The sequence below is a fragment of the Trichocoleus sp. DQ-A3 genome (genome assembly GCF_039961975.1).
In the GTDB taxonomy this organism is placed as follows: Bacteria; Cyanobacteriota; Cyanobacteriia; order Cyanobacteriales; family FACHB-T130; genus FACHB-T130.
In genome coordinates, this window is the sequence record NZ_JAMPKC010000020.1 from 25,665 (window position 1) to 50,903 (window position 25,239).

Sequence of the window (25,239 nt, forward strand, 5' to 3'; positions counted from 1 at the left end):
CCTGGTTTGAAGAGCAAATCCAAGGAGCAATCCCCTATCAAACATCGCCAAAAAAGATAAGTTCCATGAATCTAAAATCAGCCCAGCGTTATGCACAATCGGCGGTCATCCCCTATCGCATCAAAAACGGAAAAATCGAAGTTTTGTTGATCACTTCCTCAACAGGCAAACGCTGGGTGATTCCTAAAGGAATGATTGAGCCGTTTATGACCCCGCAAACTTCGGCAGCCAAAGAAGCCTGGGAAGAGGCGGGGATCATCGGTCAGGTGCTACCGACTTTGATGGGGACTTACGAGTATCAAAAAGGGGGCGGCACCTGCCGGGTTGAGGTATTTTTAATGCAGGTGAAAACGGTGTTGGAAGTTTGGCCCGAAGCTAGCTTTAGAAAGCGACAGTGGGTGAGTGTGAAACAAGCGGTTAAGCGCGTTGAGGAAGCCGAACTCAAACGCATTTTCATGACTTTCGCCGATACCTTATTCACTCTACAATCACCTCTCGAATAGCCTGAATCGTTGATGGGGCTAAGGTGTAGGTATTTTTCAGGAATCTTTGAAAATCGCGGCTTCTGCTAAAACTGAGTAAAGCGATCGCTCTTGTTGATGCACGCGATCGCTCTACTCCAATCGCTCAATATTTAGTCGCTAGACGAGAAGTAAGCGAAGTTATGCCAGATCGAAAACAACCCAATGGTTGCCGTAAAATGCTGCGGCGCACTTTTTTATTTTTAGTAGGTTTGGCACTTGCTCAATTTTTAACCGAATTCTTCTCAATTCCCCAAAACCGCTCCAATTTTGCTAGTCTCGTTCGTCAGTTATGGGAGAAAGCGATCGCTTTCTGGGAGTCTCAAAACGGAGTCGCTCAAAAACCTCTACCCAGTAGTACGCCAACCCCAATAAGTAGCGTTTCTCCTGAGCCTTTACCTTCGCCAACTCCAAAAACCAGCACCACTTCTAAACCATCTCAACCGTCTTCCAAAACCAACGTAAATCCCGCTGTTGCTAAAGGAAAACCCGTACAAGTTACCCAAAAAACACTGGCTGGGGTGTCTTTTTATCAAACCACCATTGACCTCTCTGACCCCGAAACTTTCATCACTCTGGGATTAGCAAATAATGCAACTTATGCAAACGGGCCAACGGTGAGCAATGGTGATGAACCTTTTGCCAAGTTGGTAGCGCGTCAGAAGGCTGCTGTGGTAGCCAATGGCACCTTTTTTGATAAAAGTAACCAGAAGTGGGTTATGGGTAACATGGTGGCTGCTGGCAGATTTCTGAAATACAGCCGCTGGGAAAATTATGGGACTACCTTGGGGATTAAAGCAGGTAATCAATTAGAAATGATTACCGCCCGAACAGAAGGACAGCCGAATTGGGATCAACACTGGTTTTCAATTACTTGCGGACCAAGACTGATTAAACAAGGAAAAATTTCTATCTCGCCGCAATCAGAAGGCTTTGCCGATCCTCATGTTCTCGGTGTAGGATATCGGACTGCGATTGGGTTTCCAGCGAATCGAAAACAGTTATTTTTAATTTCTTTTCTTGCTAGTCTATCTTTACAACAAGAAGCCAACATTATGAAAGCGATTGGCTGTATTGAAGCAATGAATTTGGATGGTGGTGCTTCAGAAGCTTTAGCCCATAATGGAAGAATTTTACTTCCCGCAGGACGGAACCTGACGAATGTAATTGTTGTTTATGACACTAATTATCCTGCTCCTTCAGCTTTGAAAACATCTTGGCAACGCTTTCAAGCAGGCGATCGCCCCTCGATTCCTTTATAGCCGTCCCAAATGATTCGTGACGGCGAGATTACCCGACTTCTCCAGGAAGTCGGGGATCTGAAGCGCTAGCATCTCACCCCTAAAATAGGATTGCTGTATCAGCTTCCTCTTTAGATTTATCTTTTGTACAGCGTTAAGCATTCGCAGAGAGAAAAGGAATACTCTCAGCAAGCGGATCGTTAACACTTATCCCTTGTTTACTTGCCCAATACTCACTTAAAAAGTGAATTTGTATTAAGCCAACGATTAGATTGAATCCTGGTACAAAAATCCACCAGACAATCAGTGGTTCTTTCATCCCAGCTTCGCTGTAGAGTTCGTTTACAGTTTTATAGAGTCTGAACTGCACAATGTAAATCCAGGCAATTCCCACCAAGGAAAACCAACCAAACCAGCCAGGAACATCTGGATCGAATATACGCAACAATTGGGGAACTGCTATCCCCAAAACAAAAGGCGCTAAGCATAAAGTTCCTGACCAACCATAACCTTTGTAGCGACGTAATTCTTCTTGGATTATCCACTTATACCAGCCGTAATACAGCATCAGGGTGACAATCGATAAAAGAATCACTTGCCAAAGGGGACGGGTTTTTCCTAGAGGCTTGCTAGACATATTGACGGCTGAATTGCTAAAGTTTTGCTCTATCGTTTACATTTATTAATATACAGCATACCCCTCGCTAACGCCGCCTCTAATCTCAACCGTTTGTTCCACTTATCGGCAACCCTTTGGGCAATCCATAGAGAGCCTTTTTGGTTTGCTCTAACCTGCTGCTACTTTTTATTAGCAGTTCATTCTCTAATTGGCGCTTATTATCAGCTTTGATTAAAGCATCCATCGCTTCATAATATAAATCGTGATCGTAAGCAATCAATATCAAATCGGCTCCGGCATTCAGCGCCTTGACGGTAGCATTTCTCAAACCATCTTGACTGTTGTAAACTGCATACATACAAAAATCGTCAGTGATTAAAACCCCATCCTGTTGCCAATCATTTCTAATCATGCTAATTACTCTCTGGGAAAAGGAGACGGGATGTTCAACATCTACCGCCATCAATTTAGCATGACCCAACATCGTGAAAGCCTGAGATTTACTCATTAATGTCCGGAAGGGTACCCAATCATCCTGCGCTAATTCATTCACGGAAGTATGCAATTCTGCACTTTCAAGATGGGTGTCGGTCTCTACTCTTCCCAATCCCGGAAAATGCTTAATCGTACATCTAACCCCGTTAGCTTCTAACGTCTGACAATATAATAAAGCAAATTTTTCAACGACTTTTTTATCAGATGAAATAGCTCGCTTATAAATTTTAGAAAATTTATCGTTTGGATTAATCACTCCTTTGTTTAAATCCACCACAGGGGCAAAATTTAGATTGATTCCAATTGTAGATAGCTCACTTGCCTGAATTTTGGCATACTTGATGACTTTATCTTTCGCTTGTTCTAGATTTGCCGACTCAGAAATTACTTTTGATAATTGAGGTAATTGGGTTAGAGGGGGAGATAATCGAGATACTACACCCCCTTCTTGATCGGTCGTTATCCATAAAGGAGATAAACCTTGACTGCGGCGAATCTCCTGCAAAGCATTAATTTCTTGCTTGATATCTTCTTGGTTTTTATTTCTAATATTTCTGGTTGTGAGAAATATACCGCCTATGGCTTTTTTAGAAACTAGCTTCTTTACTTCATTTAAGTCTCGGTAGCCAATAATAAAGTGCTGACCCAGCTTTTCTATTTGGGATGGGTTGGCGTGGAATAAACTTTGTTTCAGTAAATTGAATCTTATTTCAACTGTTAAAGCTGTAAAAAGACTTAGGCAAGCAATCACTAGGATTGTTTTATTCAGGAATTTTTTTTTAAGCTTCGAGGGAGTAAAGGCTTTGATTTCAGTAAAAATCAAAGCTAAATTGATTGCGATTAAACCTAAAAATAAATAAAACTTTATGCTTGGGAGGAAAGGCGCTCTTAAATTAAAGGCAAGGAATAGAAGTGCGATCGCTAAAAATACTTTAAGTATTTTAAGTAAATTAACCATTTAAACAAAAAAGCAAAACTAGACATAGTTTGACGATTATTTATCTTGATTGAGCGATCGCTCAATCAGTTCCCGAATCGCTTGGGCGGTGGCGGGTGCGAGTAAAACGCCGTTGCGATAATGACCTGTGGCGAGAAGAACATTGCTGTAACCGGGCAGAAGACCGATAACAGGGGCGGGGCGTCCTTCGGGGCGGGGACGCAACCCCGACCAAGTTTTAAGGATTGTGGCTTCTTCTAGACTTGGGCAAAAAGCGATCGCTTGCGCCATGACTTCATCCAGATGGGCGGCATCTGCCACTATCTCATCCCCATTATTGGGAAACTCCACCGTCGCACCGACCCAGTATTCTGTGTCCGTGACGGGCACAATGTGAACATCATTGCCTGTAATTGTCGGCTGGAAATCTGCGCGCCCCATTGGCTGCGCTAGGCGCAAGTGCAACGCTTGTCCCAATACCGGGCGGATATCAATCGGTTGTTTTAAAGACGCTGTGAGTGGGGTGGAACCAAGCCCTGCTGCCACAATTAACCAATCAACATCAACTTGCCCTGCGGTTGTTTGAATGTGGCGAATGTCCGCATTTGTTGCTTCCTCTTCTAAGACGGTGACGCCAAATTTAAAGGTAACGCCGTTGCGTTGAGCAGCATCAACCAGCGCTAAAGTCAGAGCAACCGGGTCGAGTTGCCTGTCTTGGGGAGAATAAATCGCGCCGATTATCTCATGACTCAACTGAGGACAGCGAGACTGGAGTTGGGCGGCGTCCCAAATTTCCAGGTGCCAGCCTTGAGTGTGGCGAATTTCTACCAGTTTTTCCCAACGAGATAAATCTTCACCAGCAAAGCAGAGCATCAGAATTCCCTGGCGGTTGAAGGGGATCTGACGGTCTAAAAGCGCTTCTAGCTCTGGAATCAGGGTTTCATAGCGCTGGATGCTAGCCTGCCGCATTTTCCAGGCATTGCCCTTAATTTTGTGACTGATCGCGCCCATCAAGACGCCCAATGCAGCGCCAGTGGCGGCTTGTGCGGGTGGTTGCTTGTCCAAGACTGTAATTGTTAGCCCTGGAATTAGACTGAGTTCATAAGCGATCGCAGCCCCAACAACGCCGCATCCAATAATCACAACCTGACTCATTTGAGAGCGCATCAGAAAGAGCGCATGAGAAATGGGTAATCGGTAACGGGGTAATCGGTAACGGGGTAATCGGTAATGACGATCAGCCCTGAATTCTGAGTCAGTAGCAACGAACTCATGACAAATGACCCAGGACTAATAACTTTTTCCCAATTACCCCTTAATTGGCTATGCCTTCGGAATCAAGTTCATAAAGGCGTCGAACTCTTGCAATACAGAGCGGAAATTTGTCACCGCTTGCTGATAATCCGCCTCTTTCGCAGCCTGATCGATTCTGACCAGATCGCTGAACAAATCTTTTGCTGCTTGACGCGCTGCCTGTTTGTCCTTAGGAGCCAAGCTATCCGCCACACGGTTCATATTCCGTCGCAAATCTCCTAGTGGCCCGTGAATAAATGTACCCACATCTACCCATCGCCGTTGTTGGATGAAGGTTTGCAATGTGTTAAGGCGATCGCGCTGTTCTTGAATTCCTGGAAGCGATTGCTGAATCTGCTCAATCTGAGCCGCTGTGTAGGTAGGAGCCGATTTCGTTGCCGCAGTTGCACTACCGCAACTAATCATAAATGTGGCTACCACTGCCAAAATTAAACCCAAAATAGACCGATAACGTGCCATCATGCTATTTTTTGAAACCATGAATCAAATTTCCCCTGTTATTTTAGAGAAAAATCGGGAAAACGCGAGAGGAGAAGAGAAAAAGAGATGATATCACCCATTATCCAATTGCCTGACGACGCAGAAACCCTTGAATCGCATCGCTGACTTTGTCCGACCAATGGTCTTGAGGATAATGCCCGACTTCTTCCATCTTCATGATTTCTGCCCTCTGGATGGAACTCGCCAGCTGTTGCGCTTGAGTGAAGGGAAGCCAGGGGTCTTTCATCCCCCAGGCAATTAAAGTTGGCTGCGTCCAGCTTTGAAAACCGGATTCTATTTCTGCCATCGACTGCTGAAGCTGGAGATTCCGCACGGTGTACAGGAGACTTCGCCCCGCATCCGAACTTTTGAGGTAGGGACGGCGGTAAATGTCTAAATCCTTATCTGGGATGACGTAACGGCTACCACCTTCTAAGGTTCTGTCCACCAAGAGCGGGTCTTGCGTCATCATATCGCCGACAAAAGGTAGACCCAGTTGTTGAATCTTCCAAGGCAGCTTGGCAGTCGTTGCTACAGGTGTATTGAGGATAACCAAGCGCTCGATTTGGTCTGGATGACGCAGGGCGTACTGGAGTCCCACAGAACCCAAAAATCCCTGAACAACCAGATAGAATCGCTCGATTTCCAGGTGTTGGATGAATTCTGCTAGTGCGTTGATGAAGGTATCGGGTGTATACGCAAAGTCCCGCCGCTCTGGTTTCGCCGAGAAGCCAAAACCAATCCAGTCAGGCGCGATCGCTCTATACCCTTTCTCTGCTAATCCGGGCATGACCCCGCTCCAGCTATAACTCTGCGACGGCAACCCGTGCAGCAGCAGAACTGGCAGGTTATCACTTCTACCAATCGGATTCTCTTCTCGGTAAAACCATTCCAAGGAACCGATCTTGATTAATTGCTCATTGGTTGACACTATCTTTGCCTGCACATCTCCCGGTTGCTTGAGCTTACCGCAAAAGCGGGAATCTCCGGCAAAGCAAGTCAAGTTTTAATTTTAGTATCCTGGTTAAAATTGCATCTAAAATTGGGCTGTTGAAATATTAGAAGTTCAAGGATTTCATGATAATTTAGCAATTTTTTCTGGTATATTATTAGTAGTTTATATTTATTCTATATTTCAATTTTTTATAATGAAACTCTAACCGCGATTTCAAAAAATGCACATATTTCTATTATTTAAATATACCTTAAAAAATAGCACTTGTATAGTATCCAAATTTACCATTCTTATCGCGTCAATGAATAAACTTAAAGAAAGATGCTCTACCAAGTTGCGAAATACAGAACATCCTGTTATATTTAAACGCCAAAACAACTGAAAAAGCGTAAGTTTAGGGGAACCCAAGCGAAGTGAATGCAGCTGAACAGGCCACAAACATACAAGTCGCTAGTAAGATTGCTGCTGTTGTCAATCTCTACAAATCTGAGTTTCCTGATGCAAGAGCAGATTTAAAACCTTGGGCAAACGACCCGGATACTAGAGAGTTAGTCGATCCGGATTCAATTGATATCGGCTTCCATTTTCCTGGCAGAAGTCGCTTATTTCAAAGCCGCAGCATCTTGGTACAGATTCGCTTTTACGAAGACCCCGTGACTGGGATTCGCCGTGCTATCGGTGTCGAATTAGCAGGTTTTGACCATAAAGGCAAACAGTGGCTACTCTCGACCGTAGAGGAGTGGCAGTTTGTCGGGGAATCCCAGCCAGTGCCAGAAGTAGGGGAAAAGCTGAAGCACTTTTGTCGGCAAATATTTGAACTGTTCAACAGCGAAGAAATCGCTTAAGTCGAATGGGTAATCCCTAGGGAATTACTCGATAACTTGGGTTGTCTGAGCAATGACTACCGGCTTGCCTTCAAATTCGGCTTCCATTTTCTTCTTGACATTTAAATCGTTCGTTAAGTTGTACTCTTTCTCAAAATCATCCAGGACGAATTTCCGAACTTGCCCTGTCACCGTAACATTCTTACCTTCAGCGATCGGAACTGTGGCAGAAACTGCATTCAAAACCAACACTTTTTCGCCACTGAATATTTTGTCGTCTTCTAACTGAAACGCTTTGGGACCAATAATTTCTTCAACTTCGCCACTGACCGTCACTGTCTGACCAATCAGTTGATCCGTGTTTTGAGCAACTTTTTCAACGGCTGTGGTAGGTTCAGGGGCAGCCGCTTCTTTCTGGACAGCTACGCAACCAGGAAGAAGCATGGCAAGCAGCGCTAATGCGATCGCGCCGCCACTGTTCCAAAATCCTTCGGAAAAGCTCTTTGTTCTATCGGCAACCCGATTATTCGTAAATCTCTTGTTCATTGCCCAAATCTCCTAAATCTACTTCGCAGCTAGTCGCTACAGCAGTAGATAACCCCCCGATCAAACCTTGATAAAGCTTTTTTCCCGCCCTTGTTAAATCACCGCCCCAAGCCAGCAATTGTAAAACCAAGCCACCAGCTTTTAAGCGGCGACTTTTCGCAACAGGACAGCGATAGCTAACTATTATTTTAAAAACGAAAACTACTGCCTAGCGTCTACCTGGGGAAGGAAAGCTTTGGCGAGAGTATCCCAATGCTTCCTCTCTACTTTTAGGGTGTTGCCTTGTTTGGGCGATCGCTTTCAGTTTCCCACCAAATATTTTTGTGAGTTCTTATTCAGTAACACATCCCGTAGAACAAAAACTAGCTGGGTAACTAGATTGATAAGTAGAAGAACGTTTGCCAAAGATGGTGTAACGGTTATCGCGGATTTGTTCGTAAGTGCGATCGCCCATCCACTTCACCCCTGGTAAAGCTCGATATGCATCCACAAATAGGCTACCCATTGGCAATAATCGCCCAATTTCTTCTGCCGCATCACTTCCCTGCCACCGTCTCTCAGGCGTATCGGCATTAATCAAAATCATGCCCATTTCACAATCTTGGGCAGTAATTCCAAAGTGTTTGAGGGCTTCTTGATCTTGCATCGGGATGTATTGAAACATCTGCCCCTTATCTAAATTTTCCAGCAGTTGCACCAGGGTGACACAGAGATTACAGTTGCCATCATAAATCACGTGGTAATTCATTGAGTTAATAAATGTTTTTATTCTTAATTTGAAACATATTTTCGGAGCGTATATCTAAGCTTTAGAGTTGATTTAACTTCAATGACTCACCATCTGAATAAGGAAGATACACTCTTTGATGTCCACTAACTTGAGGGTATCGACTACAACGCAGTCGAGCCAATTTTTAGATAACTACTAGGATAACCTAATATACCAGGTTGCTAATTCTCTCGAAGGGAAGACCTAGTCTTGAAACTAACCCATAAATAGTCATTAGAGCTAAAGTTCCCCAGGAAAAGCCGAAAAAAATAGGTAGCCATACCAAGCAATCCGTACGCGCAACAGCGCAAAAAAGAACTGAGTTTGACATCTTGCACTATTCTCAATTAGCTCCAAAACCCGCAAAGAAATCGATTTTTTGACAGATTTTCTTGGCGAGTTATCGTAAGTGGTGCTAAATCTAAAAAATTTCACAGCGCGATCGCCTGCATGGTGTATTCAGCGATCGTTCCAACCGCCTGAAGACAAGCAATGTCTTAGCGGTGTATACGGCTACAGTCCTTTGAGCGGAACTCAGTAAGAATATTCAATTGCACGAATATTTAGGCAGTGATTAGGCGGGATGAAACCCAAAATTATTGTCTGTGGCTTAGGTTTGACTGGGTATAAAATATTTTCCTTGCTAAGACAGCAGGGAGCCAGCGTGATTGGCATTCATGCCGAATCGATTCCGGGTGAAGATTATGATGTCGTAATTGGAGAATTACGGGCAGCTTCTACTCTAAAAGCAGCGGGGATTCAGGAAGCCCAAACGTTAGTGCTGGCTGGGGAAGACGAGGCGCTGAACTTAGCGATTCTTACCCAGGCAAGAGTTCTCAATCCTCAGATTCGGATTATCAATCGGTTGTTTAATACGAGCTTAGGCGATCGCCTCAACCAGACGCTTGCCGATCACGTCACCATGAGCGTTGCAGCCCTAGCAGCACCCGTGTTTGCCTTTGCCGCCTTGGGAAGTCGAGCGATTGGACAGTTGCGGCTGTTTAACCAAACTTGGCCCATCCACGAAGAACATATTGATGAAATGCATCCTTGGATCGGTCGTAAGTTAAGTGACTTGTGGGATGACCGTTCTCGGATGCTGATTTACTACTTGCCGGTGGACGGTCAGATGGATCTCATTTCTGCCGTCGTGTATGGGCAAAAGTTGCAAATAGGCGATCGCTTAATTGTTGGCACCCAACCCAGCGTCCGCACCTCCGGCAAACCCGTACTTCCGAAACTTTTCAAAGTCCTGACCAACTTCCAACAGTTTCCGCAATACGGTCAACCGATAGCAGTTGTTACCCTAGTCCTCCTGATCACCGTTTTTGTTGCCACCCTCACTTATGTTTGTGTCGATGCAAAAATATCTGTCGTTGACTCCCTTTATTTTTCGGTTGGCATGATTACGGGTGCTGGTGGTAACGAGAAAGTCGCAGAACACGCACCCGACAGCATTAAAATCTTTACCGCAATGATGATGCTGCTCGGTGCTGGTGTAATCGGGATTTGCTATGCTCTCCTCAACGATTTTGTTTTAGGTACCCGGTTCAAACAATTTTGGGACGCCGCACGAGTTCCAGGGCGAAATCACTACATTGTGTGCGGACTCGGCGGTATTGGAGTTCAAATCGTCAACCAACTCCATACCCACGGACATGAGGTTGTTGTCATCGAACGCGACGCCAACAATCGCTTTCTCAACACCGTCCGCGCTTTGAAAGTGCCCGTGATTCAAGGAGATGCCAGTTTATCTGCCACCCTAAAAGCTGCCAATGTGGAAAAAGCAGACGCCCTTTTAGCTGTCACCAGCGACGATATGGCGAATTTAGAGATTGCCCTTAGCGCCAAAGGGATTGCACCAAAGTTAGCTGTCGTGGTGCGGAATCAAGACCCCCACTTTGCATCCCAAGCGCAAAAGGTATTTGAATTTGATGCCGTGTTGAGTCCGACTGAATTAGCCGCACCTTCCTTTGCAGCAGCGGCTTTAGGAGGACGAATTTTAGGTAATGGGATAACTGGCGATAGTCTTTGGATCGCCTTAGCCACCATGATTACACCAGGGCATCCGTTTTGTGGCAAGCGCGTTCAAGAATCGGCAATGGACGCCGACTTTGTGCCTTTGTATATCGAAACCAACTGCCAAACGATTCACGGTTGGGATGTTTTGGAAACTTGCCTTAGTGCTGGCGATATTTTGTATTTGACGATGCCAGCAAATCGACTAGAGCAATTGTGGCGCGTGACGCCTTCTCAACTTCTAGCCAGTTGAAGATTCTGTACTGGCTAGAAGCGTTTACTCAATTAGCTTTGTAGGGGCAAAGGCTGTGTATCCTCTTCTACAAAGCAAAGCTAATTAACGTTGGCAAACCCTCCATTAACGCAACAGCACTCGACTCCGAGGCCCAATGGGTTGCTCAGATGTCGTCAGCTCAATCGAGCATCCTGCCGTCTGCTCGTTGGCAGAAGACGAGACACTTGTTGAATTGCTGCCTTGATTAGGCGTACAACTGGTTGCGGCTGTCGCGGAAGACTCCAAAACCACATGATTAACCTCAGTAGAGTCATTGCGGCTGAAGAGTGAGGGAGGTACATTTGCCCCGGATGGAGATGGGGATGGGGTTCCTCCACTGGTTGGACTACCGCCACTGCTAATGGGTGCTAGGGCAGGTGCTGGGGTAGTTACTGGAGCTGTTACTGGGGCGGTTACCGGGGTGGGTGTTGAGGCGGTGGGTGCTGGGGCGGGTGCTGGCACTGGGACAGGTGTGGGCGCTGGGGCAGGTGCTGGCGCTGGAGAAGGCGCTGGCGTTGGGACAGGTGTTGGGGAAGGTGTTGGAGTAATTAAAACGGCATTTGCAGGCACTTTCACCTGTAATTTCACCGGCATACCACCGGCAGGGATAGTAAAAGAAGGGAGGGGTTTCGGCACGGTAGGGGGCAAGTTGTTGCCGAAATTGTATTCAGATCCAAAATCAAACACGGTGGGGCTGGTGCCTCCATTGGCATCGCTATATCTAGGCCCCTGACCCCTAATTTCAAATACACCTTGATACTGTTGCCCAGTTTTTGGATCGGTGACAACGCCTTCCCAGAAGCCTCTGGCGACAAATTCATCCTGAATTGTGCCAAATAAGGTGGTTCCTTCTTGCCCGGTTTGCTTTTTGGGTTGAAGATTGCCGCTAGTTAGAACCGGAGAGGTAATCGTTCCATTCGTGGAGACAACGGGAATACCACGAAAGTCTACATAATGAGTGCCATCGGCTTTGGTTCCTACATAGCCAGGATTGGGTGCAGTGTAGACGAGGACGCCGTTGCGGAAATATTGCCCTGCGGCATTAGTATCAACTCTCGTTGTGCTTTGGTTGAAATTTGGGTTAGCGGGGGGAAGGGTAAAGGTACCCGTGACTGTACCGCTACTGTTAATGGTTACTTGGGCAAAAGCACCATTTGCTCCCAAGCCCACGATCGTAGCGGTTAAACTACTGCTAATCAGTAAGCTTAAACTCACCGGAGTTTTTGAAGATAGCGATCGCATAAATATTCTTTCCGATTGGTATTAGCCAAAAAATAGAGCGATCGCATCATGGCAAAGCAAAGCTTCCGCCAGTTTGTGCCTCACTCAATCACATATACTGGGGAAATTTGCCGAAACCGCAACGGGTTATTTCATTTATCAGAGCTTTTTCGCTTTTACTAGCTTTTCTCCTTAAAACCGGAAAGTTGCTCTCATCGTTCCCACTACTAACGTGTCATTTGCCGCATTATGGTCGGGGTTGAAAACCACCAACACCCCTGGAGTCAGGAAAATGTTATCCGTCAATCTGGCTCGATAAAACAGCTCTAGGTGCAAAGCCGTGTCGCGACGCCCTCCCGGCGTTCCACTCAAATTGGTCAAAAAGTTGGGAAGATTGAAGCCATCCGGCAAGGTACTGGAAGTAATTTTCGGCGGCTGTCCAAACAAAATTCCCCCCAAATTTCCTCTACCAAACAAGTCAGGAAACGCAGAAAATAACATCCAATTCGTAGTTTCCACAGAACCCGAAAGATTGACCGGGTCTGAAGAAGTCCACCCTCCCCAAGTCCCTAAAGTCAATCTAGGGTTGACGCGCCAAGCCAAAGTCCCTCCCACGGCGTGAGTATTAAAGGCAAAAGAAGTCGATGGCGAAATAATCGGTGCCAAGGGCGAAATGAGTTGATTGTCGCCGGTGCCGATACCCAGCAAACCATCGGGAGAGTGTGAATAGATATAGTGCAACCCGATATCTAGATTATTTGTAGGTGCAATAGTGAACTGCACGCCCGCACTGGTTCTACCGCCAAATAGTCCACCTTGGCTGCTATTACTGGTAAAGTCAGGAAGTTCAGCGCTGTAGACGGCTTGTAAACTCAGGCGTTTGTTAATTTGCCAGTCAAATCCAATGCCGCCCGTGCCGTTGCCAATTGACAGAATGGGGTTGCGCTGACCTAATAAGGAAATCGAACCATCTCCCGAACCTTCTAAAGGATTGATACCGCGAAATGTATTGGCAGGGTTAACACCAGCCGGACCAACAATAACGCCGAAGTTATCCGTGACTGGAAACCGATAGGAAAGGTCGCTCAAAACCAGGTCGTTGTTAGTTTCTAACTCAGTCGATAATCGACCCATATTGGTAAAGACAAAGGGTGCAGAAGAGGCGAGATTTCCACCCTGAAGCCCCGTCAGCAGTAAATCCTGTCCTGTAAACGAGGTTGCCAGAGACAGTTGAACGTTACTTGCCAGAGTCAACTGAGCCTGACCAGAACGTTCCGGCACTCCATCTCTAGGAAACAAATCCACATCTACTTGATTGCTTCCCTGCAAGCCAACAATTGCTTGCCCAAATAGTCGAGTATTGGTAGAAAATTGGTGATTTTCGAGCTGTGCTGTACGACTTTCTAAGTTATCGACTCGACCTTTAACTTCCGCTAGTTCGGCGGCATAGTCTTGTTGAAGCCGTTGCAGGGTCGCTAAATCATCTTTAGGAATGCCTTGGGGTTGCGTGAAAATTTTTTCCAGGGCAGCATTGAGGGCGGCGGCAAATTCGTAGCGGCTGAGGGAACGGTTGCCGCGAAAGCTGCCATCCGGGTAGCCGGAGATGACGCCATACCGTTCTGTCAGGTTTTTTAGGGCTTGGTAACTCCAATCTGCGGGAGTAACATCTGTCAGTTGATCGACTGATGTTAATTGACTCATCGCATCGCCTGATTCATCGCCGTCAGCGATATTTTCTAAGCCAGCATCTTTCGGCTGAGTTGCTGCGGGTATTGGTTCCGAGGCATTCGTAGAACTCATTTCCGCCAACACACCTTTCCCCCAACCCCTCTCCTGCAAGTCGGGGGGAGTCCTATTCCCCGTTCCTGCACTTCGTGCCACTTGGCTAATGGAGGGAACGGGGTGGGGGGTTAGGTTCTCCAAGCGACTGTGAGAAGTCAGGCGATTGGAAGTTGAGAATTCTGGCTGCGTGACTTCAACCGTGACAGAAGAGGGCAAAATGGGTTGAGGCTCAGTTGCATTTAGCGATCGCTCGGATGGCTGAGGCATTACGGCTGAGGGTGGCAAAGTTGAGTTTTTCCCAGCAGTTAACAGTCCGACAACTACCAGGCTGAAGTCGCTCATGAGATTCTAGTCATTCTGGATACATAGCCGTTACCTTTGACAGCCGAAATTGCTAACTTCAGGAAATCAACTAAAAAAAACGGCACCCCACTTAGGAATACCGTTGCCATATCAGTTTTTGGCGTCACAAGTTACGCATTGAGGCGCTATCCTTCTGACGCGGTGTGCTTCTAACCCCCTTGTTCAAGAGGCGTTGAGAAAATCAAAAAGACTTTAACGCGCTTCCATCCAGGCGATACACTGCTGCATCTGCTGGCGCATCGTCTCATTGTCAGCATGGTATCGGCGTCCGTGACCGGGTAGCACCCACTCAAACGAGTAATTAGCCAGCTTTCGCATTGATTTAAGCAATTCAGGCCAGGAATACCAACAGACATCGGGGAAGGCAAACAAGTGATTTAAACTTGGCGACCAAGCCAGATGATCTCCCGTGAACAGAAATTTATTTTTGTACAGTAAAACCGTGTGACCTTTTGTATGACCGGGCACTGGAATAATTAACAAATCTGGCTCCAACTGTACTGGCTCTAAGCCAGTTAGCTGAATTTCCACATTGCGAGTACCCGAAGAGATTTCGTCGGTGTGGAGAATTCGCTGACACCCAAAATGCTCGGCATACTTTTGATGATCCGCTACATCATCTCGGTGCGTCAGATACATATAGCGAATCTCTCCCATTTCCTCTAGCCGCTTCACCAGAGGAGGCGTAAAGCGGGGAGAATCAACTAACACATTGCCTTCCGGTCGCACAATTAAATAGCTAGCAGCGCCATAGGAATTTTCTGCATGATAGCCGCAATGATAGACATTTTCAGCGACTAAAATCGGAAAACTGTGCTGAGCATCTTTAACGTCTTTTGGCTTCTCCACAGTCCCAATGGAAGCCGTAGGACAAGACAAAAGAGCCTGCATTGCTTTTAATCTTTCAGCCTCATTTTCTGGCTGATGATAAACTGCTGACTGCTCATCGGTGCGATAAAACACCTCTGGAGTCATCCAACGACAAGTATCGCAATCAATACAAGTCGTATCAACGTAAAAATCGCCACTAATATTTTCAGGGTGACGCTGATTTAAGTGAGCCATAATCTAACCTAATTGGTTGTTTAAAAAGAATCTTGTGCAAAATAAATGCCTTAAAGTGGAAGCTCGAAAAAGGGAGATAGAAAAGGCTCAATTTGCAGATCAATTTGCCGACATTGTTCAACTTCCTGTACTTGAGTCCATTAGTTCAAAAAACCTAACTTTAGAGAGATGATAAAAATAAGCTACTCATCCCTTTTAAAGGTGGGACTACAAAAATTGTAGGAACGCACTTGCTCGCGTCTGTCTAACCTAAAGCAAATAGATATAGAAATGGGATGCGATTGTGCTTACCAATCAATGGGTTGGCGATCGCGGAAAAAACCACTCGTGGGGCCATCATCTGGAAGAGTAGCCAGCCACACAATTGTTTCAACCCCTTGCTCTACAGACCGGGTAGCATTTGGGCCACCCATATCGGTTCTTACCCAGCCAGGACACACAGAATTCACTAAAATATTGGTGCCTTCCAACTCATTGGCAAAAATCCGTGTGAGGGCATTTAATGCGGTTTTGGACATTCGATAAGCGGGAAATCCAGTGTTCATGTCGGATAACTGTCCTGCACCCGATGATACGTTCACAACACGCCCATACTGATGCTCTTTCATCAGCGGAATTAATGCTTGGCAAAGCAGTAATGGGCCGTGTAAATTCGTCTCCATCGTTTCGTGAATGGTACTAACCTTGGTGTTGAAGATACTACCCTCTGGATCTCCTAAAGGATCTCTCGCAATTCCAGCATTGTTCACTAGAATATCTAATCGCCCAAATTGATTGCGGATGAACTGAGCAAGATGCTCAATACTCTCTGCACTGGTGACATCAAGCGGATGAGAAACTACATCTAAGCCTTCAGCTTGCAATTTCTCAACGGCTGCTTTCCCCTTTGCTTCGTCACGACTGGTCAGAATCACTTGGATATCTCGCTTTGCGAGTTGTCGGCAAGTTTCAAAACCCAGTCCCCGATTGGCACCCGTGACAATTGCGACTTTCTTCATTGGATTTTCTATACTTCCACTGCTCCCTTTGTTTCTACTCTAGACTTTTTTGCTTTTATTGAGTGTTCTGCAAAAATTTCAGGACTGATTTATCAATGAAGTCTCAGCAGATTCTTTGGGAAGTTGCTCAGAATCTGGTTAATTTCTTGTCATGGGTGGATGAACGTACAGAAGCAAAATTAGCAACACGGGTACAGTTTCCTGTACGCATTAGGGCGCAAGCCACAAAGCAACATTCCGCGCATAAGTCTTGATATCTTCTAGGGCGCGTGGCTCTTGGTTCATGCCATCGCCGGGAGCCTCATCCACAAAGCTAGGACAACCTTTTTCGATGTCCCAGTTGTAATCGACAAAATGGTGAAAACTCGATGCAGCAACTGCACGCCCTAGGGTGTTGCCGTCAGTGTCTTTTTCACTTTCGATAACAACAGCCAGATTAAAGGGACGACCTGTAATTAAGCTTTTGCCCATTGCAATCACACGAGCATTCTTTGCGCCTGTGGGAACTCCGATTGCACCCTCGTGGGGATGAGTTGGAAAATATTCGACTAATCCAGAAGGTGAATTGGGATTGCGTAGAAGTTCGTGAATGGGTTCGGTGGGGGTTATTTTTTGATAGTCGCCGTTGCGCCCAGAATGATAGTTAGGCCAGGAAATATAGGTTGTGTAGGGGTCGTCAATGCACCAGCGAGATTCGTCGGGGTCTGGATTTTTGGTGTTGAAAAAGTGGATCGCGCCGATGTCACCCAGACCGTACATGGAGCAACCCATATCTTGATGATCGCGGGTGGTGAGGATACCTCCACCGCGTCGGCGAAATGCATTAATTCCCGCACAATCTTTTTCCGTCAGACCTTCGCCAGTATCTAATGCAAATAGCCATAGCTGGTCAAAATCCGAGCGGTCGAGGGTACTTAAAATCGGGTCGTTGCCGTCTGCATCTGACACGCGATCGCGTTCTGTTACTTCAAACAGGGGATTCCCCGCCTCATCTGTCAGGGATGCGAGATAGTCGCGTAACAAGGAGAAGCGCCAAATGCTCCAGTCATCTTCTGTTGTCGGGATGGTTGTCTGGAGCAAAATGTGAATGGGTTGTGTCATCGTTTTTTACCTAATTCTTCTGGATCGGAAATCATCCAAATTTGGGGAAAGTAGACGGGATTAGTTTCAGAGAAATTAAATTCACGGTGGGTGATGCCAGCGCCAGCACTCATCATCTGTGCTTCTCTTGGATAAGTACCTGTCCGATTCCCCATCCCCAACCTATCTTGATGCTCTTCTATAGCACCTTCTAGGGCGTCTAGGGCGTAGGTGAGGATTTCCATGTCATGATGACTGTGGGCACCGAAACCAGAACTGGGTTAAGACTCTATCTTCGTGAATCAGCCTGAGAGTGCAAAATCTCATTGGCTCCGGGTCAAGCAAACCCCCTAAGGAAAAGGTGCGATCGCTATCCAGCCAACCTAGCTTGGTATAACCGCGATTTTGCCTGTCGTGGATTAAATTGAGCGTATCTTGACTCATCGCTTGCACCTCGGTTTGAGTAGTCAGACACGGATGTCAGTTCATGCGATCGCCTAACGCTAGCAGCTACATTGGCATTGTTGAAATTATCAACGGTTATTGTAATGAAGGCAACAGTTAATAACTGTTGTTAGCGCTACTAGGCACTGTAGCTTTTGTGAGGAAAGCGAGATAGTTCCATAACGAGGAATGCTAAATACTCTAGTTATCTCCTCGGATCTAAAGGGTCGTTTGCAACAAAAGTACTCATAGACTTTTCTATCGCCCTGCCAGCTTTAGAATGAGCGTGAATCTAGCTGATTTCCCAGATTGTTAACATTTGATTAATTGCAGAGGAACACTTATGGCAAAATCATCTGACAAAGAATTGGTTGCTAACGCATCCCCGGCTCTTGTGGCTTTCTATCTTAGTCAACAGCCTGATTCAGAAGGACGGATGATCGACGAGATTTGGTCATGGAATTACGAAAAACTTGAACGGATTCATGACTATGTTCAGTGGCTTTTCCCCCTGAAAGATAAAAGTGGCTACAACCCTAATGCACTGGTTCTAAATGATGAAATTGTTCAAGCTTTTCGGACAGATCCCTTACTTAAAACACGTCTGCAAAAGTCATTTAAAATAATGCTCAGGTTTTACGGATTCAAATGCAACGAAGGAAACATCAATAATATTCAAATAACCAAATCTGACCAATATCAAGATAGAAAAAGGGCTTGGATTCAGCCTCTTAATCATAATTACCTCCGGATTACCAGGATTTTAAAATGTTTGACAACTCTGGGATTAGAAAATTATGCCCAAGCTTTTTTAAAATGTTTAGATGATATCTATTCAGAAGATAGTCAAAAAATTGGAAGTGACACTTATGCTTTTTGGAAAAGGGCAGTTGAAATGAGTTGATTTTTCGGGGTTTATTGCCTAAACGAGCGTCGCAATGAACCCCGAAGATTCTCTTGAAAAACGACGATAAAATTACCTACTCTTGGATAAGAGAGCAGGCGCTCTTCATCTCTCTTGAAAGCAAGTCTAGTAGGAATATTGGGTAAAAAAAGCAAAATATAGAGTCAGCAGAGGCAAAGCATTTGCCCCTACTGACTTCTTTATGGGTAAGCACAATATGTTGCTTTGATGAATACCGATTAATTACATAATCCAGTCGGTGCTTACACGGGATGCAGGTGAGTTTTAATCGTCACCCAAGGTGCTTTCGCGATCGCGTTCCGCATCGTCTCCTCGTCTGGGAAGGTTTCCGATAGATAGCGTCCTTCGCAAACCAGCGTTACCGCATTCTCTGAAAAAGGCCAAGGACTTACCGCTACCTGAGTTGGATCGCCTGCTAGTGGCGTCAGCTTCAGCGTAATTTCACCCTCAGCGGTGGGAACCTTCTCTACTGAACGCTCTTTACTTAACTTCATGCACAAGATCAGCGATAAACAATCCCAGATTCCCACTAACTGCCGATTTCGGGCGATCGCTTCTGGTGTGCTGTAGGGTGCGTAATCCGGATCGTTGCGGAGGGAGTCAATTAATTCCTTCTGGAAAGCCTGTTCGCGCCCTAGGAAGTCCTGCACAAGCTGGATATCTTCTGCGGAGTCGTTACTAGAGTCGTAATGCTCGTAGAGGCGCGTACCGTGCAGGGAAGCCAACAGCGCTGGATATCTTCCTTGAGCGATCGCTAATTCTCCGGCTTTTGACCAAATATCTATATGGATTTTTCTCGGTAATTCCGTAAAACTGTGCGGCAAACCAGTTTTTGGGTTGAAGGTAGGCGTCTTTTCCCAGGACAGCCAGCCAATATCATGTTGTTCGGCACCTAAGCAAACCTCTTTTCTAGGTTCCAACTTCCCAAAATACTCATTTCCCCACGCTTGTGCCAATTGACCCGATACCCACGCATGGGCAAGCTGCGCGATCGCTATCAGCCCCTCTGGTTCTTTGCGATATAGCATTTATGGTTCCTACCGCATCTTCCTAACTATAGTCGTGATGAGTTGGATGCTCCTCATCACAGCAAGCCGTGCTTTATCCATTTAAACCGCTCGCGCCCCACGAGTCTGTCCGCTCCGAGATTGATTTCCGCGAACGGGATCGGCAGTGAATGGAGTAATCCTAATTTCCTTTGTTTTCAGGAAGGCAAGGAAGGAGCGAAGAGGTTGGATGTAACGTTAGGTGAATCAGGCGCGAGGGGACGCGATCTCGAAGCGAGTGCGATCGCGTTCCCTCAAATTCAGAACCTCAAATGCACAAGTCGGTGCAACGACAGTTGAACCGAAACTTTTACTGACTAAGTTTTATTGACTGCTCAGCTGCGCCAACCAATCCAATATCAAAGGATTCACCACGTCCGGACGTTCATCATGGGGACAGTGACCCGTTTTGGGAATGCCGACAACCTTCACGGGTTGCCCATTCTCACTTAGCTCTTTATAAATCGTCGCACCCTTAATCGGCGTCCAGGGGTCATCTTCTCCCCAAAGTACCAGCAGCGGGTGTTGTATTTTTGGCAACAACTCAGCTGGGCTAGGGCCAGGGGGTGCCGTGAGAATTGAGGCAAAAACCTGCTGAGCGCCCGTGTCACAAGAAGGATCGTAAAGCATATCCACCAGTTCATCCGTGATAGCTTCAGGGTTCACGTAGACCTGTCTGAGCGTGCGACGGAGACGATCTTTGTGGCGGATGCGGTTAAATAGGAACGGGCCAGCGACTTTGGAACTGACCAGCTTCGTGAAGGCTCCCATCACCAGTCGCAGGGGGAAATTCAGCTCATCGGGGCGATGATTCAAGCCCCCGGCACAGTTAATCAGCACGCCACCAGCGGAAATTTCTGGAGAATTCACCACTACCATCAAGCTGAGTAATGCCCCAATCGAGTTGCCGACAAAGACGGTCGGTTCCTGAATATGAGTTTCCCAGAAATCCTTGAGTAGTTCTTCCCACAATTCGAGAGTGTAATCGAGGGCTGGCTTGTCCGAACCGCCGAATCCGAGTAAATCTAGGGCAAATACTCGGTAGCCCTCAGCGGCGAGGACTGGCATATTCTTGCGCCAGTGTCCAATGGAAGCCCCAAAGCCGTGAATCAGCACTAGAGGGCGACCTGTGCCCATGACTGTGTACTGAATCCGGTAGCCGCGCCAAGTCCAGTTGAGTTTTTCAAAAGTGCTTCCTGTTTTTAGCTGCTGAGTCGTCACGATAATTATTAAGATTCCTTAACTATTTTTCTATCGTAATAGTCTCTATCATTAAAAAGAGATAAACCAGGGAACATCTAACCGACTGAAAAAGTCACGCTACCCGTTTTGATTAGGTGTGAGAAGAGATTAATGAAGCGAAGTTCCTTGGTATTTTTAGGCAGCCTGGTATTTGCGGCTGCCGGTTTAAGTATGACAACGGTTGCCCCTGCGATCGCGCAAGTTGGACAAACAACGGGCAATCTGCCCTTATCGGGTCGAAATCTGCTCAGCCAAGCAGAAGACGATACCGCCCAGCTGCCAACAGCGGTTGCTGAAGGTGTTTTAAAGGATGCTGCCCAACGGACAGGAATGCAAAGTTCTGACTTAACCATCCTTCAGGTGGCGAAGCAAACTTGGTCAAATGGTTGCTTGGAGTTAGCAGAAGCAGGTGTTGCCTGCACCGAGGCACTGGTTCCCGGCTGGCTGGTACTGGTCGGTAGCGCCAAAGAACAGGGATTTTGGGTTTATCGCACCAACGAATCTGGAACGCTCGTGAAGTGGGATGAAGCAGCGACCCAGACGCTGACGGCTCGACTCCGGTCGGAAAGTACCACCACTGGGCAACAGACAACAACCCGTCGCACGGAAACCACCGAGCAAAGGAGTACCGTCCGCACAGAACAGCGGTCTACGGTGGCAATGACCGAATCCGCAGGGAACTTTAGTCTTGCCGTTCTGCAACCCGCAGGCAGCCTCACAGAGGTAATTACTCGCGTATCCGTGAAGTCGAAACAAGGCAACAGCTATTCCCAAGAGCAGTATCTTGGCGACTTCAGATACAAAATCAAGCAAAAAGCGAAGTTTGTCAAAGGTGTGAATCCGGGCGATCGCGTGGTCGTGCGTCTATACGACCAAAATCGCTTGATTGGGTACAGCGAGTTTGAATGCTTGTCTGAAAACGCCGCCGTTAACCTAATTTTGTCAGAAAATTCGTCTGAAACCCGCGTAGTGCGGACTGTGTACGGCATTGATGCCGACATGGATGGCAACATCGACAGCGGTACCACCGCCTACAACTACTACACCCAAATCGACTCTCAGGAACGGGTAACATTCCTGAGCAGCGTCGAGCAAATTAACGTCAGCCAGTTCCAATCGAGCGAGATTTCGACTTCGGCGGCGACTAGCGTTTATTCCAGCTCATTTACCAGCGGTGAATCAATGCTGGCGGGTGAGACGATGAGCGTTTACAGTTCAGGAATGGCTGCCTTATTGACATCAGCTCCCGGTCAGTTGGTGCAGGTGATTGGGGTAGAAGCCGAGAACGCGACCTACGAAGTCAGCCAGCTGCTGGCAAGATATGCAAACGTGGGAGTCACTCGAAACATCCAGACGAGTTTTCCCGATGTTCCGCAGGGATACTGGGCAAAAGATTTTATCGCCCAACTGGCGGAGTTAGAAATTATCGAAGGCTTCCCCGATGGTCGCTTCCGACCGGATCAGCCGGTGACTCGCGCCCAGTTTGCGGCGATGCTGCGGAAAGCGTTTGAGATGAATAAAGTGCGGAATGCGATCGCCTTCCGGGATGTATCCTCGGATTACTGGGCGTACAGTGCTATCCAAGAAGCCTATGAAATGGGCTTTTTAGGCGCTGTTTCCAGCAATGCATTCAACCCCACCCAAAAGCTTTCTCGTCTGGATATCTTAGTGGCATTGGCAAAGGGAATGAACTACTCTTCTGCCAGTACCACTACCCAGACGCTACTGCAAGTTTACAGCGATGCCGCTAGCATCCCTAGCGACGTCCGCAGTTTGGTTGCAGCAGCGACAGAACGGGGTCTGGTGGTGAACTATCCCAATGTCCAGTCACTCAAACCCAATCAAGTCGCCACCCGTGCAGAGGTGTGTGCTTTCCTCTACCAAGCTTTAGTCAGCACTGGGAAGGCTCAGAACATCGCCTCGCCATACGTGGCGGGAGAAGGTGCGAAACCCCCCACAGTGCGCGAAGTTGATACTCCCAAGCCAGAAAACGTCCCTGGCGATAACCGTGAGGTAGAGGGGAGCGAACGCACGAATCAGCGTCAGAATTGCAACCAAGGGGTCGGTAATGGGCCAGAAGGTTGCGATCCAGGCAATTCCAATCGGAACCAGCCCAGTAACGACGAAGGAGCAGGCGCAGCGCCTGGCAGTCCGGGTCGTCAGGGTCGGTAATCGTCGGTAATCGTTAGTCTGAGAACTAAGAAAGCCGCAGCTATCCAAATTAAATAGCTGCGGCTTCTATTTTTTCGACGTTTATATTAGTCATTAGCAATATTATTTCCCTTTTGGTTTACATAAACTTCTCTACTTGGGAAAGGGATAGTAATTCCTTCTTGCTGATAGCGTCGGTGCAATTTCTTGATGAATTTATGCTTTGCAATTCGTTGGTTCAGAAATTCATTAACTCTAAGAAATACTGTAAAGTTGACACTAAATTCGCCAAAATTTTGATATAAAATAAAAGGCTCAAAATCAGAAATCTCTGCTGCTAATTCTTGCATAACTTCTTTAGCAACTTCAACCGTTATTTCTTCAACGTGTTCCAAGTCGCTATCGTAACTGACACCTACTTGAATCGGTAAAGTTATTTCTTTCACAGGTAAATGGTAATTCGTAAAAATGGCAGAAGCCAGCTTTGTATTGGGTACAACGACTAGATTATTTGGCAGTTCTCTAATCACGGTATTCCGCCAAGTGATATCGGTAACGTAACCTTCTTGTCCCGTCTCTAGTTTTACATAGTCGCCAGTTCTGACTTGTCCAGAAATAATCAAATATAATCCTGAAAATAAGTTAGATAGGGTATCCTGAAATGCCAAAGCAACTGCCAAACCGCCAATTCCCAAGGTTGCCAAAATAGGTGTAATGGAAATCCCTAGCGTTTGCAAGATCATCAAGATTCCCAAAACCAGAACGACAATTTTGGCTAGGTTAGATAGTAATGAAGCTGAAACTCCGGGTGTTCTTTGACCAAATATCGTAACAAAACTCGCCGTCAGTCTGGCTAAAACTAAGGTGACAGAATAGAGGAAAATAACAGTCAGAATATTCTGAAAAATGCCAGAAATCCGGTCAGGAATAACCTGATTTAGTTGAAGGGTAAAAATGGCTCCGTAAAAGCCAGCAACAATAAACCAAATTTTGGGGATGCCACGCAGGGAATGAAAAACGATTTCATTCCCTGGCAACCGAGTTTTAACAGCTATTCTTTTGAGTCTAGGAAGAAAAAATTTATCAAAAATTATCCCAACGAGAAATCCGCTAAGAATAAAGGCAATCGGGACAATCCATTGCTTCATGTTGATAGTTTTATCTCAAATCTATTTGTATATGTTATGAGACTGACGATAGGGGCAACCTCCAGAGTTGCCCCTATCGCGGCTACACATAGCAGCGAGACAATTGTAGAGACACGATTTATCTCATCTGCTGGCGCGACCTCTAGAAAAAAGATACAGCGTAGTTACGACAATTGTTGCTTCAACTGATCAATTAACTGTCTCAAATTTTCTGGACTGAGAATGGCTTTCACTTCCAACTGTTGCTGAGTATCTCGCAGAGTCAGGATGTGGTTTTCACCTTCCTTAGCAGCAAATTGCAATTGGGGAGATTTAAATTCAATCTTTTGATAGATGGTTTCTGGTATCCCTACCCGAATGACCAGTTCTTTTTGAGATTGGGGATAGATATAAAGTTGCTGGCGAAGGGTATCGAGTTCGAGTTTGGTAGGCGTAGTGCTGCGTTCTCGATCTTCGTTGATTTTGCGCCAGTAGAGAGTGATACCGCGAATCTCAGGGATTTGAATCTCAAATACTTCGTCAAAGCGTTGGGGTTCCCAATCGAGTTCGGTAGCATCGCCCGTCTGGGGAATGATTCGCTGTCGCCACGTGATTTTATTGTCGATGAGACTTGCCCACCATTCGCGGATGGTTGCGAAGTTCTTGGTATTGTCAGGATTATTGCTGCCCTGTTCCCAGACGATTTTGTGTTGCATTTTCTCTCCTTCCTCCCCATCGCTTGCTGATTTCTCTTCTCTCCATCCAGTTTAAACTTCCTCCCTTGCTGGGAGTTGCTGTGAC

Annotated in this window: 25 protein-coding genes; 7 read left to right on the top strand and 18 right to left on the bottom strand. The window is 46.4% G+C overall.

Translation table 11 applies throughout. From position 1 onward, the window contains the following. Positions 1–65 precede the first annotated feature (65 nt). Positions 66–503 (top strand): NUDIX hydrolase, encoded by a 438-nt coding sequence (locus NDI44_RS22105; RefSeq protein ID WP_190411955.1) that lies wholly within the window; start codon positions 66–68, stop codon positions 501–503. Between the two features lie 161 nt (positions 504–664). Next, the gene (locus NDI44_RS22110) at positions 665–1,783 is read left to right on the top strand and encodes a phosphodiester glycosidase family protein (protein ID WP_190411956.1); all 1,119 of its coding nucleotides are present in this window, start codon (positions 665–667) and stop codon (positions 1,781–1,783) included. A 133-nt stretch (positions 1,784–1,916) separates the two neighbouring features. Here NDI44_RS22110 and NDI44_RS22115 read toward each other — a convergent pair whose 3' ends face one another. The 5 genes from NDI44_RS22115 to NDI44_RS22135 all read right to left on the bottom strand — a co-directional run bounded on the left by NDI44_RS22115 (position 1,917) and on the right by NDI44_RS22135 (position 6,538). Beyond that, positions 1,917–2,399 (bottom strand): hypothetical protein, encoded by a 483-nt coding sequence (locus NDI44_RS22115; protein ID WP_190411957.1) that lies wholly within the window; start codon positions 2,397–2,399, stop codon positions 1,917–1,919. Positions 2,400–2,484: 85 nt separating this feature from the next. Continuing rightward, positions 2,485–3,834 (bottom strand): glycoside hydrolase family 3 protein, encoded by a 1,350-nt coding sequence (locus tag NDI44_RS22120; RefSeq protein WP_190411958.1) that lies wholly within the window; start codon positions 3,832–3,834, stop codon positions 2,485–2,487. Positions 3,835–3,870: 36 nt separating this feature from the next. Further along, positions 3,871–4,968 (bottom strand): FAD-dependent oxidoreductase, encoded by a 1,098-nt coding sequence (locus NDI44_RS22125; protein ID WP_190411959.1) that lies wholly within the window; start codon positions 4,966–4,968, stop codon positions 3,871–3,873. 168 nt (positions 4,969–5,136) lie between these two features. After that, positions 5,137–5,607, bottom strand: coding sequence for a photosystem II protein PsbQ (gene psbQ, locus NDI44_RS22130; protein WP_242029085.1), 471 nt, complete (start codon positions 5,605–5,607; stop codon positions 5,137–5,139). A gap of 79 nt (positions 5,608–5,686) precedes the next feature. Beyond that, positions 5,687–6,538, bottom strand: a complete 852-nt coding sequence (locus tag NDI44_RS22135; RefSeq protein ID WP_190412002.1) for an alpha/beta fold hydrolase — start codon at positions 6,536–6,538, stop codon at positions 5,687–5,689. 437 nt (positions 6,539–6,975) lie between these two features. Between NDI44_RS22135 and NDI44_RS22140 the strand changes: the two genes are divergently transcribed. Then, complete coding sequence (locus NDI44_RS22140) at positions 6,976–7,407, top strand: hypothetical protein (protein WP_190411960.1); 432 nt, start codon at positions 6,976–6,978, stop codon at positions 7,405–7,407. A 24-nt stretch (positions 7,408–7,431) separates the two neighbouring features. Here the strand turns inward: NDI44_RS22140 and NDI44_RS22145 are convergent, their stop codons facing one another. Further along, complete coding sequence (locus NDI44_RS22145) at positions 7,432–7,932, bottom strand: hypothetical protein (protein ID WP_190411961.1); 501 nt, start codon at positions 7,930–7,932, stop codon at positions 7,432–7,434. A gap of 331 nt (positions 7,933–8,263) precedes the next feature. Continuing rightward, positions 8,264–8,680 (bottom strand): DCC1-like thiol-disulfide oxidoreductase family protein, encoded by a 417-nt coding sequence (locus tag NDI44_RS22150; protein WP_190411962.1) that lies wholly within the window; start codon positions 8,678–8,680, stop codon positions 8,264–8,266. Between the two features lie 430 nt (positions 8,681–9,110). Between NDI44_RS22150 and NDI44_RS22155 the strand changes: the two genes are divergently transcribed. Beyond that, the gene (locus NDI44_RS22155) at positions 9,111–9,242 is read left to right on the top strand and encodes a hypothetical protein (RefSeq protein ID WP_277877539.1); all 132 of its coding nucleotides are present in this window, start codon (positions 9,111–9,113) and stop codon (positions 9,240–9,242) included. A 42-nt stretch (positions 9,243–9,284) separates the two neighbouring features. After that, entirely contained in the window at positions 9,285–10,973 is a 1,689-nt protein-coding gene (locus NDI44_RS22160) for an NAD(P)-binding protein (protein WP_190411963.1), read from the top strand. A 105-nt stretch (positions 10,974–11,078) separates the two neighbouring features. On the opposite strand, the gene NDI44_RS22165 is transcribed toward NDI44_RS22160, so the two are convergent. The 7 genes from NDI44_RS22165 to NDI44_RS22195 all read right to left on the bottom strand — a co-directional run bounded on the left by NDI44_RS22165 (position 11,079) and on the right by NDI44_RS22195 (position 17,947). Then, positions 11,079–12,236: a hypothetical protein gene (locus tag NDI44_RS22165; RefSeq protein ID WP_190411964.1), complete on the bottom strand. Its 1,158-nt coding sequence runs from the start codon at positions 12,234–12,236 to the stop codon at positions 11,079–11,081. A gap of 171 nt (positions 12,237–12,407) precedes the next feature. Next, positions 12,408–14,339, bottom strand: coding sequence for an iron uptake porin (locus NDI44_RS22170; protein WP_190411965.1), 1,932 nt, complete (start codon positions 14,337–14,339; stop codon positions 12,408–12,410). Positions 14,340–14,552: 213 nt separating this feature from the next. Further along, entirely contained in the window at positions 14,553–15,425 is an 873-nt protein-coding gene (locus NDI44_RS22175; protein WP_190411966.1) for an MBL fold metallo-hydrolase, read from the bottom strand. Between the two features lie 287 nt (positions 15,426–15,712). Next, entirely contained in the window at positions 15,713–16,423 is a 711-nt protein-coding gene (locus tag NDI44_RS22180) for an SDR family oxidoreductase (protein WP_190411967.1), read from the bottom strand. A gap of 210 nt (positions 16,424–16,633) precedes the next feature. Next, complete coding sequence (locus NDI44_RS22185) at positions 16,634–17,524, bottom strand: hypothetical protein (RefSeq protein WP_190411968.1); 891 nt, start codon at positions 17,522–17,524, stop codon at positions 16,634–16,636. Beyond that, on the bottom strand, positions 17,521–17,748 hold the full coding sequence (locus NDI44_RS22190) for a pirin family protein (RefSeq protein WP_190411969.1): 228 nt from the start codon (positions 17,746–17,748) through the stop codon (positions 17,521–17,523). Before NDI44_RS22190 ends, NDI44_RS22185 begins: the two co-directional genes overlap by 4 nt. Before the next feature lies 1 nt (position 17,749). Continuing rightward, the gene (locus NDI44_RS22195; RefSeq protein ID WP_190411970.1) at positions 17,750–17,947 is read right to left on the bottom strand and encodes a hypothetical protein; all 198 of its coding nucleotides are present in this window, start codon (positions 17,945–17,947) and stop codon (positions 17,750–17,752) included. A gap of 343 nt (positions 17,948–18,290) precedes the next feature. Between NDI44_RS22195 and NDI44_RS22200 the strand changes: the two genes are divergently transcribed. Then, the gene (locus NDI44_RS22200) at positions 18,291–18,851 is read left to right on the top strand and encodes an opioid growth factor receptor-related protein (RefSeq protein WP_190411971.1); all 561 of its coding nucleotides are present in this window, start codon (positions 18,291–18,293) and stop codon (positions 18,849–18,851) included. Positions 18,852–19,114: 263 nt separating this feature from the next. Here NDI44_RS22200 and NDI44_RS22205 read toward each other — a convergent pair whose 3' ends face one another. Both NDI44_RS22205 and NDI44_RS22210 read right to left on the bottom strand, forming a co-directional pair. Beyond that, the gene (locus tag NDI44_RS22205; protein WP_190411972.1) at positions 19,115–19,900 is read right to left on the bottom strand and encodes a DUF3891 family protein; all 786 of its coding nucleotides are present in this window, start codon (positions 19,898–19,900) and stop codon (positions 19,115–19,117) included. A 342-nt stretch (positions 19,901–20,242) separates the two neighbouring features. Then, entirely contained in the window at positions 20,243–21,139 is an 897-nt protein-coding gene (locus tag NDI44_RS22210; protein ID WP_190411973.1) for an alpha/beta fold hydrolase, read from the bottom strand. A gap of 132 nt (positions 21,140–21,271) precedes the next feature. On the opposite strand from NDI44_RS22210, the gene NDI44_RS22215 reads away from it, so the two are divergent. Next, a complete protein-coding gene (locus tag NDI44_RS22215) occupies positions 21,272–23,332 on the top strand; it encodes an S-layer homology domain-containing protein (RefSeq protein ID WP_190411974.1) in 2,061 nt (686 codons plus the stop codon). 86 nt (positions 23,333–23,418) lie between these two features. Here NDI44_RS22215 and NDI44_RS22220 read toward each other — a convergent pair whose 3' ends face one another. Together NDI44_RS22220 and NDI44_RS22225 are read right to left on the bottom strand one after the other, a co-directional pair. Further along, the gene (locus NDI44_RS22220) at positions 23,419–24,459 is read right to left on the bottom strand and encodes a mechanosensitive ion channel family protein (RefSeq protein WP_190411975.1); all 1,041 of its coding nucleotides are present in this window, start codon (positions 24,457–24,459) and stop codon (positions 23,419–23,421) included. A 164-nt stretch (positions 24,460–24,623) separates the two neighbouring features. Then, positions 24,624–25,154: a hypothetical protein gene (locus NDI44_RS22225; protein WP_190411976.1), complete on the bottom strand. Its 531-nt coding sequence runs from the start codon at positions 25,152–25,154 to the stop codon at positions 24,624–24,626. Positions 25,155–25,239: the final 85 nt, after the last annotated feature.